Raw genomic sequence first — 16,933 nt, 5'->3', positions numbered from 1 at the left:
TTGGTCTCCACGGCCTCAGCCCTTTCCGCTCGTCGTGAGATCGACCTTGAAGAGTTTGACGAAGATGAACGCGATGATCAGCACGATCAGGAAGAGGATCACCGCGAGCGCCGAACCCATGCCGATCTCGACCCGGCTCACCGTCTCGGTGCCGACCAACATCGACAGGGTCTGCGTCTTGTTCGCCCCACCCGTCATGACGTACGGGTTGTCATAGATGCGAACGGCGTCCAGGGTGCGGAAGAGCAACGCCACCATCAGCGCTGCCTTCATGTTCGGCAGGATCACCTTGGTGAAGCGCTGCCACCAGGTCGCACCGTCCACCTTGGCGGCCTCCTCCTGAGCGGAGTCGACCTGCGCGAGGCCGGCCAGCAGCAGCAACGACATGAACGGCGTCGTCTTCCAGATCTCCGAGAAGGAGATGATCGTCAGCGACGACCAGCGCCCACCGAACCAGTTGTAGTTCTCGTCGAACCAGCCGAACGAGAGCGTGTGCAGCCAGTGGTTGAAGAACCCGGTATCGATCTGCGCGGCGTACTTCCAGGAGAACGCCGAGACCACGGTGACGATCGCGTAAGGGATCAACACGATCGTGCGCAGCGTGCGCCGCGGCCAGACCACCTTGTTCATCACCATGGCGATCGCCATACCGAGGATCAACTCGACGATCAGTGTGACGAACACGATGACCAACGTCGTCACGAACGCCTGCCAGAAGAGCGGGTCCGACAGCGCGGTGATGTAGTTCTGCAGCCACACCAGCTTCTTGCCGGCCGGATCGGTCAGCCGGTAGTTGAACAGCGACAGGTAGACCGCGTAGCCGATCGGATAGAGCGTGACCAGCAGCATGACGACGAATGCCGGTCCGGCCAGCCGCCAGCCGAGATTGCGCTCGCCCTTGGCGCGGTCGGAGAGATGTGCCTTCTCCTCCGCGGTGAGCTCGCCCTCGGTGGTTTCAGCGACAGTACTCATAGCAACGCCTTCCCCTTGAGAACTTTGAGGATGAAGGACTGCGTCTTGCCAGGCGTCTGCTGGTTCACCGAGCTCGGTGGGCTGAATCGCTCCTGCAACGCAGTCGAGATGTCACCCCAGTACGGCGTCAGCGGCCGGGCAGCTGCCGCGTCCAGTGACTTACGGATCGTTGCCGCGATGCCGTTCGGGAACGCCTTCTTCACCTCGGCGGTGTCATAGGCGCCCTTGCGGCTCGCGGGGTTGCCGGAAGCCGCCATGTAATCAGCCTGGTGCTTCTGGTTCGTGATGCAGTCAGCCGCTTGGTAGGCAAGATCGGCGTGCTGGCTGTCCTTGCCCACTGCGAGCTGAATGCCTCCGTACGGCGGGCGAGAGTTCTTACCCGCCACCGTCTCGGGGTACATCGTCGCCGCGACGTCCGACTTGTCCTTGCCGGTGTAGGCGCCGTAGGTGTACGGCCAGTTCGTCAGGAAGCCCCCCTTCTTGCTGATGAAGAGGTTCAGCGACTCGGTCTCCGTCGAGCTGCCCATCGCGGGTCCACCGACACCGGTCGAAGAGAGCTTGTGGATGATTGCCGCAGCGTCCCTGCCCGCAGCCGAGTCGAGTCCCAGTTTGATGTTCTCGTAGGTGGCATTCGGGTTGTCGACGATCTTTCCGCCGCCACCGGTGACGAGTGCGTTGATCCAGACCGAGTAGCCCTCGTAGAGGGAGGACTGGACGCCGATCTGCATCTTGGTCTTCTGCGCCGCGCTGATCAGCTGGTCCCAGGTGACCGGCTTGCTCATGTCGAGCCCGGCCTTCTTGGCGATCGACTTCTTGTACCAGAGCAGCTGGGTGTTGGACCAGAACGGCACCGACATCAGCTTGCCGTCATACGTCGAGGCGTCGATCGAGGACTGCACCCGGTCCGCCTTGAAATCGTCGATCATGTTCTTCGGCACCGGGGCGAAGTAACCGGCCGCTGCGAATTCGCTGACGAACGCGGGGTCGACGCTCATCAGATCCATCGTCTTGTCGCCGCCGGCGAGCCGCCGCAGCAACTGGATGCGCTGGTCGCTCGCCGAGTTGGGCAGCAACTGCACCTTGATCTTGTACTTGCCGCCCGATGCCTGCGAACACTCCTTCGCGAGCGTCGCCTGACCACCCTTGCTGGCGTCGGCGTTGCCGACGTCGGGGTTGATGTACCAGGTCAGTGTCTTGGTTCCCGAGCCGCTGTTGCTGCTTCCGCCACAGGCAGCGAGCCCGGTCGTGGCCATCAGCGCGGCCGCTCCAATCGCGATGCCACGCCTGGGTGGCCTGAGCCGTTTCATATGCATCCGCTCCATCCGGGGGTGTGAGCTACAACACGTTCCACACGGTTTACACCTTTCCACCCCAGCTGTCTCCTGGACAGGCAATTGAGTTGGCAAACCGTTGCGCGAGAGCCGGACTACGGCCGGCGTCGTACGCGGGCGCCACTCCCGCGCGGCCGCTCGGGTCGCCCGACTACGCTGAACGGACCCGTATCAGCAAGGAGATTGCCCGAAGTCATGCCCGAATTCGCCTACGAAGACCTGCTGCCGCTCGGAGACGACGCGACCACCTACCGCAAGCTGTCGGACACCGGCGTGCGCACCGTCGAAGGACCGGGCGACCGCACCTTCCTCGAGGTGGACCCGGAGGCACTGCGGCTGTTGACGGAGACGGCGATGCACGACATCGCGCACTACCTGCGCCCGGCGCACCTGGCGTTCCTGCGCCGCATCCTGGACGACGACCAGGCGAGCAACAACGACAAGTTCGTGGCGATGGACCTGCTGAAGAATGCCGGCATCGCGGCAGCCGGCGTGCTGCCGATGTGCCAGGACACCGGCACCGCGATCGTCATGGGCAAGAAGGGGTCGCAGGTCCTGGTCGACGGCGACGCTCCCGACGAGCAGTCCATCGCCCGTGGTGTGTATGACGCCTACACGCGCCTCAACCTGCGCTACTCCCAGATGGCCCCGGTCACGATGTGGGACGAGAAGAACACCGGCTCCAACCTGCCGGCTCAGATCGAGCTGTATGCCGACACCGCAGCCGGCCACGAGAACTCCTACAAGTTCCTCTTCATGGCCAAGGGCGGCGGGTCGGCCAACAAGTCCTTCCTCTACCAGGAGACGAAGGCGATCCTGAACCCCGACTCGATGATGAAGTTCCTCGACGAGAAGCTGCGCTCGCTCGGCACGTCGGCCTGTCCGCCGTACCACCTGGCGATCGTGATCGGCGGCACGAGCGCCGAGTTCGCTCTGAAGACAGCGAAATACGCCAGCGCCAAGTACCTCGACGAGCTGCCGACGTCCGGCGACGCCGCGACCGCACATGGCTTCCGGGACGTCGAGCTGGAGGAGCAGGTGCTGGAGCTGACTCGCAACTTCGGCATCGGCGCGCAGTTCGGTGGCAAGTACTTCTGCCACGACGTGCGCGTCGTGCGCCTCCCCCGGCACGGTGCCTCGCTGCCCGTCGCGATCGCGGTGAGCTGCTCGGCCGACCGACAGTGCCTGGGCAAGATCACCCCGGAGGGTGTCTTCATCGAGCAGTTGGAGACCGACCCGGCCCGCTTCCTGCCGGACACCACCGACCAGGACCTCGACGCGACCGACGTCGTGCAGATCGACCTCAACCGGCCGATGGACGAGATCCGCGCCGAACTCACGAAACACCCTGTCAAGACCCGGCTTTCGCTGACCGGACCGCTCGTGGTGGCACGCGACATCGCGCACGCCAAGATCAAGGAACGACTCGACGCCGGCGAGGAGATGCCGCAGTACCTCAAGGACCACGCGGTCTATTACGCCGGACCGGCGAAGACGCCGGACGGCTATGCCTCGGGCTCGTTCGGCCCGACCACCGCCGGCCGGATGGACTCGTATGTCGAGCAGTTCCAGGCAGCCGGTGGCTCGATGGTGATGCTCGCCAAGGGCAACCGCAGCAAGCAGGTCACCGATGCCTGCAAGTCGCACGGCGGCTTCTACCTCGGCTCGATCGGCGGACCCGCAGCACGTCTGGCCAAGGACTGCATCAAGCAGGTCGACGTGCTCGAATACCCCGAGTTGGGCATGGAAGCCGTCTGGAAGATCGAGGTCGAGGACTTCCCCGCCTTCATCGTCGTCGACGACAAGGGCGAGGACTTCTTCGCCGCCACCGCCAAGCCCACCGCCTTCACGATCACGACGCGGCCCGGGCTTTGATCGCCCCACGAAGTTCTCCTCCGCTTCGCTCCCCCGGTACTTCGCGGGGACCCCGCTCACTCAAAGGAGTCAGACAGTGACCGAACATGTCACCCCGCAACAGGCGTGGGAGCGACTCGTCGAGGGCAACGAGCGCTTCGTCTCGGGCGCGGCGCTGCACCCCAACCAGGACCTGGAACGCCGGCACCTGCTCGAGGCGGGGCAGAAGCCCACCGCGGTCATCTTCGGCTGCGGTGACAGCCGGGTCGCGTCCGAGATCATCTTCGACCAGGGGCTGGGTGACCTGTTCGTCGTCCGCACAGCCGGTCACATCATCGACGACGCCGTGCTCGGCTCGATCGAGTTCGGCGTCGGAATGCTGGGCACACCGCTCATCGTGATCCTCGGCCACCAGTCGTGCGGTGCCGTCGCCGCGGCGATCGACGCTGCCGAAACCGGCCAGATGCCACCGGGATACGTGCGGGACATCGCCGTGCAGGTGTTGCCCAGCGTCGCTCGGGCGCAGGCCGCGGGCACCGCGTCACCGGCGGAGGTGGGCGCGCTGCACGTGCGTGCCACCGCCGATCTGCTGGTCGACCGCTCGCGCATCATCCGCGACGCTGTCGAGCGCGGCGAGCTCGGCATCGTCGGGGCGACCTATGCGCTGGACGACGGCAAGGCCTCCGTCATCACCGCGACCGCAGCCGTCAGCAGCTGACATGCAGGTCGTCTCACTACGCGTTCACCCGGTGAAAAGCACTGCGATCACACCTGTTTCGAGCGCGTATGTCGGCTTCGCCGGTCTGCGCGGCGATCGCGAGTGGATGATCGTCGACGAGTCCCGGGCGATGGTCAGTGCGCGGGAGTTGCCGCAGCTGTTCGGCATACGGGCCGAGCCTGTTGTGGGTGATGACGCCCCGGCGGTCACGTTGTCGGCCGGCGGTTCGTCATACACGATCCGAGCGGGTGGACCGGCCGTCGAGGCTACGATGTTCGGCCGCCCGCCGATGCGGGTCGAGGCGACCGCAGAGTCCGCTTCGCAATGGCTCGAGCAGGTGACGGGCCGCGCGGGATTGGATGTCGTGTGGTGCGCGAATCCGACGGAACGCACTCTGAATCCGGAACATTCGCGGCCGGAGGACAGGGCGGCGTTCCAGGACGGCTACCCGGTCACTATCGCGTCATTGGCATCGCTGCGACAACTGAACGACTGGATCGAGGAGGCCGGCGGCGAACCGGTCACGATCGATCGGTTCCGGCCGAATGTCGTGATCGACGGCGAGGAACCCTTTGCCGAGGACAACTGGTCGACGGTGCAGATCGGCGGCGTGCGCTTCCGGGCGGCGAAGCCGGTGGACCGGTGCGTGATGACGCTGGTCGAGCCGACGAGTCTGGCCAAGGGCAAGGAACCGATCCGCACGCTCAGCCGGCATCGCAAGTGGGACGGCAAGACGTGGTTCTGCCACCACCTGATCCCCGACACCGAAGGCGAGATCGGCATCGGGGACCCGGTGGTCGCCACCCGTTGAGCTCCTGCTCCGGCAGGTGGCACGAACAACTGCCTACTGTCGTCGGTTACTCGCCCGAATCTGCTGATTTCGGCGAGTAACCGGCGACAGTAGCGATCTTCTCGTGGCCTGCGCCGACTAGGCGGGCTCGCCGACGATGGTGACCTCGATGTTGCCGCGGGTCGCCTTGGAGTAGGGGCAGAACTGGTGTGCCTTGTCCGCCAGCTCCTGTGCCTTGGCCGCGTCGACGCCGGGGATCTTCGCGGTCAGCTTGGCGGAGATGCCGAAGCCGGTGTCGGTCTTGCCGAGCGAGACGTCGGCGGTCACCGTCGACTCGCTGACGTCGATGCCCTCCTGGCCGGCGACGGCGGCAAGCGCACCACCGAAGCACGCGGAATATCCTGCGGCGAAAAGGGTTTCGGGGTTCGCCTTCGGGTTCGCCTGGCTACCCGGCTTGCCGAGCGCGAGGTCGATGACACCGTCGCTGCTCTTGACCGTGCCGTCACGGCCGCCGGTGGAAGTCGCCTCGGACGTGTACAGAACCTCGTTGAGCTTCTCGGTCATTGGTGTGCCTTTCTCGATTCGATGATCGCAAGGTGCGTGCACGGCGCGAGTCGCGCGAACAGCCGACCGGCCGCAGACCTTCACAGTACGACTACGGTCGCAGCGCTCCCACGGCGGTCAGGCCGCGGTGACGATCGCGCGCGCCAGCCGCTGCCACCCGGCGAGCAACATCGCCGGGGTGAGCCGATTGCCGGCGGTCAGGTGGTGTGCGGCTCCGGGGTCGAGCGGCCCGAGCAATGCCTCGACAGCGACGTCCAAACCATCGCGAATACCGCACTCCCGCAACAGTATTCGGATGTGCGTCGCCGAGATGAGCCGCGCCGGCACGTCGAACTTGTCCGGCACGTCGCGGGACATCTCCCGCATCAGCGGGCCGTGCAGCTCCAGCAACTGCAAGCGCCCCTCGCCATACGCCAGCAGCCGCTCGAGCGGCGGGGCACCGGGACCGAGCGGCGGCGGCCCGGAGAGGAACTCCTGCTGGAAGGCACGCTCCGACTCGTCGGTGAGCGCCGCGAACAACCCCGAACGGTTGCCGAATGCACGGAAGATCGTGCCCTTGCCGACGCAGGCCCGGGCCGCCAGGTGATCCATCGTGAGCGCCTCGATGCCCTCGCAGCGGATCACGTCCCGAGCCGCGGCCAGGATCCGGTCGGAGTTGGCTGCCGCATCGCGGCGCACCCGTGGCGGCGCGGCCGCCATCGGTAGCTGTCGCGGTGTGGTCATGGCCACATTCTCCCATCCGTACGACGACCGGGTTGCACACGGGAAGAAAAGCGGACTATGGTCCGTTTAGTCAATTCGGAAGTTCCTCCCCTTGTTCTCGAAAGGCAGCACATGACCATCAAGCTCGCCGTCCTCGTCGGCAGCCCCCGCTCCGCCTCCATCCACCGCCAACTCGCCGACGTCGTCGCGGGCCTGGCGCCCGAGGGCACCGAGGTGGAGATCGTCGACTACCTCGCGACCCTGCCCTTCTACAACGAGGACCACGACACCGAGGTCGCACCGGAGTCCGTGCAGCGGCTGCGCACCCAGCTCGGTGGCGCGGACGCCGCGCTGCTGCTCTCCCCGGCCAACAACGGCACCCTGTCCGCAGTGCTCAAGAACGCGATCGACTGGGCATCCCGTCCATACGGTCAGTCCTCGCTGAGCGGCAAGCCGGTCGCCGTGTCCTCGGCCGCGCACAACACCTCGACCGTCGTGGACCACACCCACCTCGCCGTCACCATCGCCGGTGGCCAGCCGCTGGCCGACGCCAGCGCGACCTTCGCCCTGGCCGACCTGGACGGCGTCGACCTCAGCACGCACGAGCCGGTCAGCACGGCACTGCGCGGCACCGTCGACGCGCTGGTGCGGGCCGCGGCCAGCACCGAAGCCGCCTGAGGCGCAACACTTCTCGTCATACAGCTAAGGGGTGTGCGGAGCGATTGCTCCGCACACCCCTTCGTTTGATGACTCGTATGACGGCGGGCGTCCCTCAGGCCGGTGTGAGCGCCAACTCGCTGGCGACGATCGACGCGAGGTGGTGTGCGATCTGCTGCGCACGCTCGGCGGACGCGGCCTCGACCATGACGCGCACGACCGGCTCGGTGCCGGACTTGCGCAGCAGCACCCGGCCGAGACCACCGAGGTCTCGCTCGGCGTCGGCCACGGCGGCCTGCACGACGGGGTGCCCGTCGACGGCGTGCTTGTCGACGCCGGGCACGTTGACCAGGCACTGCGGCAGGCGTGTCATACAGGAGGCGAGCTCGGCGAGTGACTTCCCGGTGGAGGCGACCCGGGCGGCCAGCATGAGGCCGGTGAGGACGCCGTCGCCGGTCGTGCCGTGCTCCAGCAGGATCACGTGGCCGGACTGCTCACCACCCAGCGAGAACCCACCGCTGCGCATCTCGGCGAGCACGTAACGGTCGCCTACGTCGGTGCGCTTGACGGTGATGCCGGCTTCGGTCATGGCCTGCATCAGGCCCTCATTGCTCATCACGGTCGCGACGAGGGTGTCGCCGGCGAGGGCGTTCCGCTCGTGCAGGTCGAGCGCCAGGATCGCCATGATCTGGTCGCCGTCGACCTCGTTGCCGGACCCGTCGACCGCGAGGCAGCGGTCGGCGTCACCGTCGAAGGCGAGGCCGAAGTCCGCGCCGACCTGCGGCACCAGCACCTGCAGGTGCTCCAGGTGCGTGGACCCGACACCGTCGTTGATGTTGAGACCGTCGGGTGCATTGCCGACCAGGGTGATCTTCGCGCCGGCCTGCTCGAATGCCTGGACCCCGCAGGTGCTGGCCGCACCATTGGCGGTGTCGAGCACGATGTGCAGTCCGTCCAGGCGGTGCGGCATGGCGTTCAGCAGGTGCTCGACATATCGTTCGGCGCCCTCGGGGAAGGCCTTGACCCGGCCGACCTGGTCGCCGGTCGGGCGCTCCCACTCACCGCGCAGATGCGCCTCGATGGCGTCCTCGGTCGCATCCGGCAGCTTGTGCCCGCCGTGCGAGAAGAACTTGATCCCGTTGTCGGGCATCGGGTTGTGCGACGCCGACAGCATCGCGCCGAGGTCGGCACCGGCTGCCGCGGTCAGGAACGCGATGGCCGGGGTGGGGAGCACGCCTGCATCGAACACGTCGACCCCGGCCGAGGCCAGGCCGGCGATGGTCGCGGCCGCGAGGAACTCACCCGACGCGCGCGGATCGCGGCCGACGATAGCGGTCGGCCGGTGACCGGCGAACTCGCCCTCCTCGGCCAGCACCCGCACGGCTGCCACGGACAGGTCCAGTGCCAGCTCCGCCGTGATGTCCCGATTGGCCAAGCCGCGCACGCCGTCGGTGCCGAACAAGCGCCCCATGGATCACCTCAAACTCTCGAAGACTCCGGCGCGCGAATGCGCCGGCGGCCGCAGAACGACCTCCAGCAGCCTAAGCGACCGCGGGTCCGGTCGGTAAATCGTGCAGCGGGTGACTGCACCGCCACAGCAGGTATGACGCCCCACCCGTCACTTCGGTTGTATGCCGCGCTCAGGCCTGTCCCATTCTGGCGACCGTCGTGACTTGGCGACGCCTTTTCGCGCTCCCCCATACGCCATACACAGGGAACGGCCCCGAGCCAAATCGCTCGGGGCCGTCCTGCATGTATGGCGAGAAGCCAGATCAGCGCTTGCTGTACTGAGGAGCCTTGCGGGCCTTCTTGAGACCGGCCTTCTTGCGCTCCGGGACGCGAGCGTCACGGGTCAGGAAGCCTGCCTTCTTCAGGGTCGGGCGGTTCAGCTCCTCGTCGACCGCGTTCAGCGAACGGGCGACACCGAGGCGAACGGCACCGGACTGGCCGGAGGGGCCACCACCGTGCACGCGCACCAGGACGTCGTACGCACCGTCGAGGTCCAGGACCTTCAGCGGCTCGTTGACGATCTGCTGGTGCACCTTGTTCGGGAAGTACTCCTCGAGGGTGCGGCCGTTGATCTTCCACTCACCGGTGCCGGGCACGATGCGCACGCGGGCGATGGCCTGCTTGCGACGGCCGGTGCCGGAGCCCGGGGCCGAGGCGCTGCGGCGGGCCTTGGGCTCGTCGGCGGCGACGTCCGTGGACGACTCGGAGGTGTAGTTGCTCAGCTGCGGCTCGTCGTCCTCCAGGACGTCGACCTGAGTCTGGTCGGTCATCTGCTCAATTCTCCTTGGAAGTCCGGCGGGCGCTTACTGCGCGACCTGGGTGATCTCGAACGGCTGGGGCTGCTGCGCGGCGTGCGGGTGCTCCGGGCCGGCGTAGACCTTCAGCTTGCTCAGCTGCTGGCGCGAGAGGGAGTTGTGCGGCAGCATGCCGCGGATGGCCTTCTCGACGGCCTTGGTCGGGCTCTTGGCCATCAGCTCGGTGTAGGAGGTGGTCTTCAGTCCACCCGGGAAACCGGAGTGGGTGTAGGCCTTCTTCTTCTGGAGCTTGGCGCCGGTCAGGGCGACCTTGTCGGCGTTGATGATGATGACGAAGTCACCGGTGTCGGTGTTCGGCGCGAACGTCGGCTTGTGCTTCCCGCGCAGCAGGATCGCGGCCTGGGTGGCCAGACGGCCGAGGACGACGTCGGTGGCGTCGATGACGTGCCACACGCGGTCCTGCTGGACCTGCGCCGGCTTGGGCGTGAAGGTACGCACGAGTCTGCCTTTTCTTGTTGATCGTGGACTCGGGGCAACCGGCGGTCACCCTGTATGTCGGTGGTTGCGCGCAATGCGCAACAGCCATCAATTCTACGGGGGCGCGGGATTCGCCCCAAATCGAGCGGATCCCGTTGTCCGCGAGCGCTTTTCGCCGTCATACAGAGCATGACGGGGGGGGTTTACACACCTTTTATGCACAACTATTGTGCACATATGTCGCCCGCCAACGTCCCACAGTCCGACCAGTTACGTGCGCTCGCACACCCGCTGCGGTCCCGACTGCTGGCCCAGTTGCGGGTGCACGGGCAGGCGACCGCGACCGACCTGGCCAACGCACTCGGCACGCACACCGGGGCGACCAGCTATCACCTGCGCCGGCTCGCCGAGGCAGGCTTGATCGAGGACACCGGCACCGGGACCGGCCGGCGGCGGGTGTGGGCCGCTGCAGAACCGGCCGGACGCCCCGACCCGGAGCCGATGGACGCGGGCGACCTCGCCGCCGAGCAGTGGCTGCAACGCGACTACGTCGAGCACTTCGCCGAACGCGCCGGCGCCTGGATCGACGACACCGCGAACTGGCCGGTCACCTGGCAGGAGCACTGCGGCCTCACCGACCACGCGGTCCTCGTGACCACCGAACAACTGACCGCACTCGCGGCCGAGATGGCCGAGGTCATGGAGCGTTACCGCCGCGCCGGTGCGGGCTCACCCGGCGCGCGCCGGGTCGCGGCATACACCGCCCTGCTGCCGGTCGACCCTCCCCCGACGCGCTGATCCGGGACCGCGCGACGGTTAGGTCCAGCAGAAGGTGCGGTATGCCGCACGTCCTGCTGGTCCTTGATCAGCCGGCAACCCGGAAGGGCACTTCGGGCCAGCAGAAGTTGCCCAATCAGCAGTCGGGCTCGGCGAGGCGCGACTGGAATTCGCGGATGAACTCGCCGACCCGACCGTTCGCCAGCAGTCCCGGTCCCAGCGGGCCCGACCGGTCCTCGCCGAGCAGCGGCAGGGCGCGCAGCGCGCCGCGGAGCTGCGCAGACGCGTGCTCGAACTGCCAACCGATCTCCTCATGGACGGCGTCCGGTTGGTCCGGATGGGCGAGGGCGACAGCGTGTGCGGCATACCCGGCGGCACCGAGTGCGTGGGCACCCATGTGACTGACGGCGACGGCCTGACCGGCGGCGCGGGCGGCAGCCATCGCGGCCGGGTCCGGCACCTCGCCCACGCCGACACCACCGGCGAACCGGCTGCGGATCTCGTCCGCCGTGTTCACCTCCGCATGCGCGAACGCCCGGGTCCGGGCGATGAGCAACCGCGGCCGATCGTCATCCGGTGCTGCCGCCTCGAAGACCGGCAGCACCCGTTCGGCGCAGTCCGCCGCCCATGCCGCAGCGAGCCGGCGGTCGGGCTCGCTCAGCGTCTGTACTGAAGTCACGGCACTCACCGTACGCAGTGGCTGCCACCGTTGCCTTGCCTTCAAGTCGACTTCAACTCATAGCGTCGTCGGTATGACGACGGAGAACCGACCGACGAACGAGGTCTTCACCCCTGACGAGCTGAACTACCTGCGTTCCCAACACTTGGGTCGTATGGCGACGGCGCAACCGAACGGCACGCTGCAGGTGAACCCGGTCGGCTTCTCGGTGAACGCCGACACCGGAACGATCGACATACGCGGCTTCCACATGGCCGCCAGCCGAAAGTTCCGCAACATTCAGGACAACGGCCGCGTCGCCTTCGTGGTCGACGACCTCCCGTCGGTCGACCCGTGGCGGGTGCGCTGCCTCGAGATTCGCGGCACCGCCGAAACCATCGCTGGAGATGACGCCGATGACGCGCTGATCCGCATCCACCCGAGGCGGATCCTCAGTTTCGGCATCGACCAGGACCTGCCGCCACACGAGCTGAAGCCGTCCGTCCGGAACGTCGAGACCACCGCCGAGTGACGGCTGCTTCGGCGAGTGACGGTCCCATTGGGCCGTCAGTCGCCGAAGAAGCCGTCACTCGGGATGGTGGGCTTGGCGTCAGGGTGCGTGGCGCGTCAGCGGGCGCGCTCGACCCGCTGCTCGTCCCAGACCGGCTCGGGCGCCTCGCGCACCTTGCCGTCGGATCCGAAGACCAGGAAGCGGTCGAATCCCCTTGCGAACCAACGGTCGTGGGTGACGGCGACGACCGTGCCGTCGAACGCGTCGAGTCCGGCCTCCAGTGCCTCGGCCGAGTGCAGGTCGAGGTTGTCGGTCGGCTCGTCCAGCAACAGCAGCGTCGCGCCGGACAGCTCCAACAGCAGAATCTGGAAACGCGCCTGCTGGCCTCCCGACAGGGACCCGAACGTCTGCTCCGCGGCACGCGCCAGCTCGTAACGATCCAACGCCCGGGAGGCCTGCTCGCGCGGCATACCGTCGCGGTGCTCGTCACCGCGGTGCAGGATCTCCAACAGCGTGCGCTTGTCCCACGCGCCCGTGCCACCGGCCTGGGCGGACTGCGCGAACCAACCCGGCCGCACTCGTGACCCGAGACGAGCAATGCCGTTGTGCTGCACCGGTTTCGGCGGGTTCTCCCCCACCGGACGGTGCTCGACGTCCGGGTCGGATCCGCCGGCCGCGAGCAGCCGCAGGAAGTGCGACTTGCCGGACCCGTTGGAGCCGAGCACGGCGACGCGCTCGCCGTACCAGATCTCGAGGTCGAAGGGTCTCATCAGTCCGGTGAGTTCAAGACGTTCGCAGATGACCGCGCGCTTGGCCGTGCGCCCACCGGACAGTCGCATGTTGACGTTCTGCTCGATCGGCACGACCTCGGGCGGACCGGCCTCCTCGAACTTCGCCAACCGGGTCTGTGCCGCGCGGTACCGGGGCGCCATACCGTCGTTGTATGTCGCCTTCACCTTGAGTGTCTGCACCAGTTGCTTGAGCTTCAGGTGTTCCTCGTCCCACCGCCGCCGGAGCTCCTCCAGCTTGCTGATCCGGTCGATCCGGGCCTGGTGATAGGTCGTGAAGCTGCCGGGGTGCACCCACGCATTGGCGCCGGCCGCCGCCGGTTCCAACGTCGCGATCCGCGTCGCGACGTTCGCGAGCATCTCCCGGTCGTGACTGATGAACAGCACCGTCTTGGGCGAGGCGACGAGCTGCTCCTCGAGCCATCGTTTTGTCGGCACGTCGAGCGAGTTGTCCGGCTCGTCGAGCAGCAGCACCTCCTCTTGACCGCGCAGCAGTGACTCGAGGACGATGCGCTTCTGCTCGCCACCGGAAAGCGTTGACACGTCACGGAACTGGGCCTTGTCGAACGGTATGCCGATCGCCGCGACCGTGCAGACGTCGCAGAGAGTCTCCCAGTCGTAGCCGCCGACCTCGGCCCAGTCCGCGAGTGCCTGCGCATAGGCGAGCTGGGCCGGTTCGTCGTCGCGCTCCATGATCGCGAGCTCGGATTCGTCCACTGCCGCGGCGACATTGCGGATCCGCTCCGGGGCGACCGTGAGGAGGAGGTCGCGGACGGTGAATTCCTCGCCGTCCGGCCGCGCCCGGCCGATGAACTGCGGCATGACGGCGAGCCCTCCCGAGCGGGTGATCGCGCCCTCGTGCGCGTCAATCTCACCGGCGATGATGCGCAGCAGCGTCGTCTTGCCGGTGCCGTTCGGCCCGACCAGCCCGACCTTCGCCCCGTCCCCGACCCGCAGGCTCACGCCCCCGAGCAACGGACGACCGTCGGGGAGGAAGTAGTGCACACCGGCAACATCGAGATGACCCACAGCCGTCAAGCATCATGCATCGACCCGCGTCGCGTCACATGGGTTTCGACACGTGGCTAGTACCTCACCACTGCTCTACCCAAGGGTTTCCACACGTGGCTCGTCCGCCACCGCCGCTCTTGCCGAGGATTTCGATCGGATCACGGGACAACCGAACGCACCGGCAACGTGCTCTACTGACCGTCAGGGCTTTTCACCGATCCATCAGGGAGGACATCATGTTCTGGATCATCTGCTTGGCCGTCTTTCTCGTGCTGTGCACCGCACTCGTTCTCATCACCCGCAGCCGGGGTGGCGGCAGTGGGCTGGGCAGCGGCGTCGACAACCACAACGCGCTGCAGAACGGTATGGCGAAGGCCGAGTCGCACCGGAGCACCGGTGGCAACGTTCCTCCGCCGCCCTTCTGAGCTACCAGCCGGATCGACGCCGAGTCGCCCCGATCGCCGACCCGTAGCCTGAAGCCATGCGCATCGACCTGAACGCGGACCTCGGCGAGTCCTTCGGCAGGTGGCAGCTCGGCGACGACGAGGCGCTGCTGCGGGTGCTGACCTCGGCCAATGTCGCGTGCGGCTTCCATGCCGGCGACCCGGCCACACTCGTCCGCACCTGTGCCGCGGCCGCCGAGCGCGGCGTACGGATCGGCGCGCAGGTCGGCTATCGCGACCTGGCCGGGTTCGGGCGGCGGTTCATCGACGTATCCCCCGATGACCTGTATGCCGATGTGCTCTACCAGATCGGTGCACTCGACGGGATCGCTCGCAGCGTCGGCGGCCGGGTCAGCTACGTGAAGCCGCACGGCGCGCTCTACAACACGGTCGTCCACCACGAGGAACAGGCGGCCGGCGTGGTCCGTGCCGTCGTGGCAGCCGGCGGACTTCCCCTCCTGGGGCTGCCCGGATCGGCGGTTCTCACGAAGGCATCGGCTGCCGGAATACGTACGGTGCCAGAGGCTTTCGCCGACCGTGCCTACACGGCGGAGGGGACACTGATGCCTCGCACCTCGCCGGGGGCGGTGCTCACCGATCCGACCGTCGTCGCGCAGCGTTCGGTCCGGATGGCGTTGCAGCACGAGGTGACCGCCGCCGACGGTTCGGTGGTGGCGACCCCGGCCGAGTCGATCTGCCTGCACGGCGACTCCCCCGATGCGGTGGCGATGGCCACCGCGGTGCGTGCGGCACTCGTCGAAGCAGGTGTCGACCTCGCGCCGTTCACGGACCATGACTGACCAGCTCACGCTTCGGCCGTATGGCGCACGGGCGGTCCTCCTCGAACTGCCGGACGCCGCGACCCGACGTGCATTGACCGGCTGGCTCGAGACGATCGATCATCCCGCGGTGACCGCAATACCCGCGGAATTGACTGTGCTGCTTGATGTCTCGGATGTCTCGATCAGCGAGTCCGATGCGCAGCAGGCGTTGCGTCGACTCACCGGCAAGCTCGCCGAACTCGACCTCGTCGCCTTGCCCGCCGCGGATGCCGCCGACAGCAAGGAGCTCACCATCGACGTCCGGTATGACGGCCCCGACCTCGAGGCCGTGGCGCAGCAACTCGCACTGTCCACCGAGGCGTTGATCAACTGGCACACCGCCGAGCCATGGACCGTCGAATTCCTCGGATTCATGCCGGGATTCGGCTACCTGACCCGTGCCGACCACGACCAGCAGGTCACCCGCCGCGAGTCACCACGACCGGCGATCCCGACCGGCTCCGTCGGATTCGCCGGCCACTACTGCGGCGTCTACCCGCGCACCTCCCCGGGCGGGTGGCAGCTGATCGGGCGGACCGGCCACCCGATGTTCGATCTCGACGGTGGCGGCGCTGCAGCCGCACCCAACGACCACATCCGATTCCGCGCGATCCGCTGAGTCCCGCCCATGACACACCTCGAGATCATCCGACCGGGACCGCTCTGCCTGGTGCAGGACCTCGGCCGCCCGGGCCTCGCCGGCCAGGGCGTCACGCTGTCCGGCGCCGTCGACCGGCTGTCCCTCCGCCAGGGAAATCGCCTGCTGGGCAACGGTTCTGGAGCAGCGGGGTTCGAGGTGCTGCTCGGCGACCTGCAGCTGCGTCCCGATGCAGCCGTGCTCATTGCGGTCACCGGTGCCTGGTGTCCCGTCACCGTCGACGACCGGGCAGCGCCCTTCGGCACTCCCGTCCTGGTGCCTGCCGGTGCGACGCTGCGGGTCGGCCGCGCGTCGCACGGGCTGCGCAGCTACCTGACCGTGCGCGGCGGCCTGACGCCGCCCGGCGCTTTCGGTGGTTCCTGGAGCACCGACACTTCCAGCGGGATAGGCCCGGCGCCGGTCGCAACGGGTGACCGAATCCCGGTCGGGGACAACATCATCGGCGCGCAGCTGGTCAGCGCCGTGCCGGCCGCCATACCCGACGCGGAGGTGACCCTGCGCCTCACCCTCGGTCCGCGAACCGAGTCGCTCGGTGCGGCGGACCGACGGACGCTGACGCGGTCCGTCGGTGTGGTCTCGAGCGACAGCGACCGGATAGGTGTGCGGCTGAACGGTTTTCAGATCACCTTGGCCGGCGGCGGTCGACCCAGCGAAGCGATCCCGCTCGGCGCGGTGCAAGCCCCGCCGAGCGGTGAGCTCATCGTCTTCCTGGCCGACCACCCGACCACCGGCGGCTATCCGGTGATCGGAGTCGTCGATGTCGCGGATCTCGACCGCCTCGCACAGTGCGTTCCGGGCACGCCCGTCCGCTTCGCGATCCGCCCGGCGCCCGCCTATTGAACAGCGGGCGTCCGGCGCGATGGCAAAAACAAACGCGCGATGACCGTTGTAGCTAAACTCTTGTCAGATAGCTGAATACCCGCCAAGGTGTGGTGGT

General features: G+C 67.5%; 19 protein-coding genes. 10 read left to right on the top strand and 9 right to left on the bottom strand.

Annotation, left to right across the window (positions count from 1 at the left end; all coding sequences use genetic code 11):
• Window positions 1-15 precede the first annotated feature (15 nt).
• Window positions 16-972, bottom strand: coding sequence for a carbohydrate ABC transporter permease (locus ACZ50J_RS04255; RefSeq protein WP_464300028.1), 957 nt, complete (start codon window positions 970-972; stop codon window positions 16-18).
• Window positions 969-2,225, bottom strand: coding sequence for an extracellular solute-binding protein (locus tag ACZ50J_RS04250; RefSeq protein WP_464300027.1), 1,257 nt, complete (start codon window positions 2,223-2,225; stop codon window positions 969-971). Before ACZ50J_RS04250 ends, ACZ50J_RS04255 begins: the two co-directional genes overlap by 4 nt.
• Window positions 2,226-2,498: 273 nt before the next feature.
• On the opposite strand from ACZ50J_RS04250, the gene ACZ50J_RS04245 reads away from it, so the two are divergent.
• The 3 genes from ACZ50J_RS04245 (at window position 2,499) to ACZ50J_RS04235 (ending at window position 5,686) form a co-directional block, all read left to right on the top strand.
• Window positions 2,499-4,178 (top strand): fumarate hydratase, encoded by a 1,680-nt coding sequence (locus tag ACZ50J_RS04245; protein WP_464300026.1) that lies wholly within the window; start codon window positions 2,499-2,501, stop codon window positions 4,176-4,178.
• Between the two features lie 76 nt (window positions 4,179-4,254).
• On the top strand, window positions 4,255-4,875 hold the full coding sequence (locus ACZ50J_RS04240) for a carbonic anhydrase (RefSeq protein WP_464300025.1): 621 nt from the start codon (window positions 4,255-4,257) through the stop codon (window positions 4,873-4,875).
• Window positions 4,817-5,686, top strand: a complete 870-nt coding sequence (locus ACZ50J_RS04235; protein ID WP_464300024.1) for an MOSC domain-containing protein — start codon at window positions 4,817-4,819, stop codon at window positions 5,684-5,686. The genes ACZ50J_RS04240 and ACZ50J_RS04235 overlap by 59 nt, the downstream gene beginning before the upstream one ends.
• A gap of 117 nt (window positions 5,687-5,803) precedes the next feature.
• On the opposite strand, the gene ACZ50J_RS04230 is transcribed toward ACZ50J_RS04235, so the two are convergent.
• Window positions 5,804-6,229, bottom strand: coding sequence for an organic hydroperoxide resistance protein (locus tag ACZ50J_RS04230; protein WP_464300023.1), 426 nt, complete (start codon window positions 6,227-6,229; stop codon window positions 5,804-5,806).
• A gap of 117 nt (window positions 6,230-6,346) precedes the next feature.
• Window positions 6,347-6,952 (bottom strand): TetR/AcrR family transcriptional regulator, encoded by a 606-nt coding sequence (locus tag ACZ50J_RS04225; RefSeq protein WP_464300022.1) that lies wholly within the window; start codon window positions 6,950-6,952, stop codon window positions 6,347-6,349.
• 111 nt (window positions 6,953-7,063) lie between these two features.
• On the opposite strand from ACZ50J_RS04225, the gene ACZ50J_RS04220 reads away from it, so the two are divergent.
• Window positions 7,064-7,609, top strand: coding sequence for an NAD(P)H-dependent oxidoreductase (locus ACZ50J_RS04220; protein ID WP_464300021.1), 546 nt, complete (start codon window positions 7,064-7,066; stop codon window positions 7,607-7,609).
• Between the two features lie 94 nt (window positions 7,610-7,703).
• Here the strand turns inward: ACZ50J_RS04220 and glmM are convergent, their stop codons facing one another.
• From glmM to rplM, 3 genes are all read right to left on the bottom strand, one after another.
• A complete protein-coding gene (gene glmM, locus ACZ50J_RS04215) occupies window positions 7,704-9,059 on the bottom strand; it encodes a phosphoglucosamine mutase (protein WP_464300020.1) in 1,356 nt (451 codons plus the stop codon).
• A gap of 301 nt (window positions 9,060-9,360) precedes the next feature.
• Window positions 9,361-9,867: a 30S ribosomal protein S9 gene (gene rpsI, locus ACZ50J_RS04210; RefSeq protein ID WP_464300019.1), complete on the bottom strand. Its 507-nt coding sequence runs from the start codon at window positions 9,865-9,867 to the stop codon at window positions 9,361-9,363.
• A 33-nt stretch (window positions 9,868-9,900) separates the two neighbouring features.
• Window positions 9,901-10,350: a 50S ribosomal protein L13 gene (rplM, locus tag ACZ50J_RS04205; protein WP_464300018.1), complete on the bottom strand. Its 450-nt coding sequence runs from the start codon at window positions 10,348-10,350 to the stop codon at window positions 9,901-9,903.
• A gap of 216 nt (window positions 10,351-10,566) precedes the next feature.
• Between rplM and ACZ50J_RS04200 the strand changes: the two genes are divergently transcribed.
• The gene (locus ACZ50J_RS04200) at window positions 10,567-11,127 is read left to right on the top strand and encodes an ArsR/SmtB family transcription factor (protein ID WP_464300017.1); all 561 of its coding nucleotides are present in this window, start codon (window positions 10,567-10,569) and stop codon (window positions 11,125-11,127) included.
• Between the two features lie 115 nt (window positions 11,128-11,242).
• Here ACZ50J_RS04200 and ACZ50J_RS04195 read toward each other — a convergent pair whose 3' ends face one another.
• The gene (locus ACZ50J_RS04195; RefSeq protein WP_464300016.1) at window positions 11,243-11,785 is read right to left on the bottom strand and encodes a putative immunity protein; all 543 of its coding nucleotides are present in this window, start codon (window positions 11,783-11,785) and stop codon (window positions 11,243-11,245) included.
• 73 nt (window positions 11,786-11,858) lie between these two features.
• Between ACZ50J_RS04195 and ACZ50J_RS04190 the strand changes: the two genes are divergently transcribed.
• Window positions 11,859-12,296, top strand: coding sequence for a PPOX class F420-dependent oxidoreductase (locus ACZ50J_RS04190; RefSeq protein ID WP_464300015.1), 438 nt, complete (start codon window positions 11,859-11,861; stop codon window positions 12,294-12,296).
• Window positions 12,297-12,391: 95 nt separating this feature from the next.
• On the opposite strand, the gene ACZ50J_RS04185 is transcribed toward ACZ50J_RS04190, so the two are convergent.
• Window positions 12,392-14,092: an ABC-F family ATP-binding cassette domain-containing protein gene (locus tag ACZ50J_RS04185; protein WP_464300014.1), complete on the bottom strand. Its 1,701-nt coding sequence runs from the start codon at window positions 14,090-14,092 to the stop codon at window positions 12,392-12,394.
• A 218-nt stretch (window positions 14,093-14,310) separates the two neighbouring features.
• On the opposite strand from ACZ50J_RS04185, the gene ACZ50J_RS04180 reads away from it, so the two are divergent.
• Genes ACZ50J_RS04180 through ACZ50J_RS04165 form a run of 4 tightly spaced genes read left to right on the top strand, consistent with a single transcriptional unit; the run spans window position 14,311 to window position 16,836 of the window.
• Window positions 14,311-14,499, top strand: coding sequence for a hypothetical protein (locus ACZ50J_RS04180; RefSeq protein WP_464300013.1), 189 nt, complete (start codon window positions 14,311-14,313; stop codon window positions 14,497-14,499).
• 56 nt (window positions 14,500-14,555) lie between these two features.
• Window positions 14,556-15,317: a LamB/YcsF family protein gene (locus ACZ50J_RS04175; protein WP_464300012.1), complete on the top strand. Its 762-nt coding sequence runs from the start codon at window positions 14,556-14,558 to the stop codon at window positions 15,315-15,317.
• The gene (locus tag ACZ50J_RS04170; RefSeq protein ID WP_464300011.1) at window positions 15,310-15,957 is read left to right on the top strand and encodes a 5-oxoprolinase subunit B family protein; all 648 of its coding nucleotides are present in this window, start codon (window positions 15,310-15,312) and stop codon (window positions 15,955-15,957) included. Before ACZ50J_RS04175 ends, ACZ50J_RS04170 begins: the two co-directional genes overlap by 8 nt.
• Before the next feature lie 9 nt (window positions 15,958-15,966).
• On the top strand, window positions 15,967-16,836 hold the full coding sequence (locus tag ACZ50J_RS04165) for a 5-oxoprolinase subunit C family protein (protein ID WP_464300010.1): 870 nt from the start codon (window positions 15,967-15,969) through the stop codon (window positions 16,834-16,836).
• Window positions 16,837-16,933: the final 97 nt, after the last annotated feature.

The organism is Flexivirga sp. G2 (assembly GCF_055397625.1).
This window is presented reverse-complemented; position numbering and strand designations above follow the sequence as displayed.

Bases quoted from the DNA above. Each gene is read 5' to 3' on its own strand.
- ACZ50J_RS04235 (WP_464300024.1), top strand. From the start codon at position 4,817: ATGCGCTGGACGACGGCAAGGCCTCCGTCATCACCGCGACCGCAGCCG.
- ACZ50J_RS04230 (WP_464300023.1), bottom strand. From the start codon at position 6,229: ATGACCGAGAAGCTCAACGAGGTTCTGTACACGTCCGAGGCGACTTCC.
- ACZ50J_RS04165 (WP_464300010.1), top strand. From the start codon at position 15,967: ATGACACACCTCGAGATCATCCGACCGGGACCGCTCTGCCTGGTGCAG.
- ACZ50J_RS04180 (WP_464300013.1), top strand. From the start codon at position 14,311: ATGTTCTGGATCATCTGCTTGGCCGTCTTTCTCGTGCTGTGCACCGCA.
- ACZ50J_RS04225 (WP_464300022.1), bottom strand. From the start codon at position 6,952: ATGACCACACCGCGACAGCTACCGATGGCGGCCGCGCCGCCACGGGTG.
- ACZ50J_RS04250 (WP_464300027.1), bottom strand. From the start codon at position 2,225: ATGGCCACGACCGGGCTCGCTGCCTGTGGCGGAAGCAGCAACAGCGGC.
- ACZ50J_RS04220 (WP_464300021.1), top strand. From the start codon at position 7,064: ATGACCATCAAGCTCGCCGTCCTCGTCGGCAGCCCCCGCTCCGCCTCC.
- rpsI (WP_464300019.1), bottom strand. From the start codon at position 9,867: ATGACCGACCAGACTCAGGTCGACGTCCTGGAGGACGACGAGCCGCAG.
- glmM (WP_464300020.1), bottom strand. From the start codon at position 9,059: ATGGGGCGCTTGTTCGGCACCGACGGCGTGCGCGGCTTGGCCAATCGG.
- ACZ50J_RS04170 (WP_464300011.1), top strand. From the start codon at position 15,310: ATGACTGACCAGCTCACGCTTCGGCCGTATGGCGCACGGGCGGTCCTC.
- ACZ50J_RS04245 (WP_464300026.1), top strand. From the start codon at position 2,499: ATGCCCGAATTCGCCTACGAAGACCTGCTGCCGCTCGGAGACGACGCG.
- ACZ50J_RS04175 (WP_464300012.1), top strand. From the start codon at position 14,556: ATGCGCATCGACCTGAACGCGGACCTCGGCGAGTCCTTCGGCAGGTGG.
- ACZ50J_RS04200 (WP_464300017.1), top strand. From the start codon at position 10,567: ATGTCGCCCGCCAACGTCCCACAGTCCGACCAGTTACGTGCGCTCGCA.
- ACZ50J_RS04190 (WP_464300015.1), top strand. From the start codon at position 11,859: ATGACGACGGAGAACCGACCGACGAACGAGGTCTTCACCCCTGACGAG.
- ACZ50J_RS04255 (WP_464300028.1), bottom strand. From the start codon at position 972: ATGAGTACTGTCGCTGAAACCACCGAGGGCGAGCTCACCGCGGAGGAG.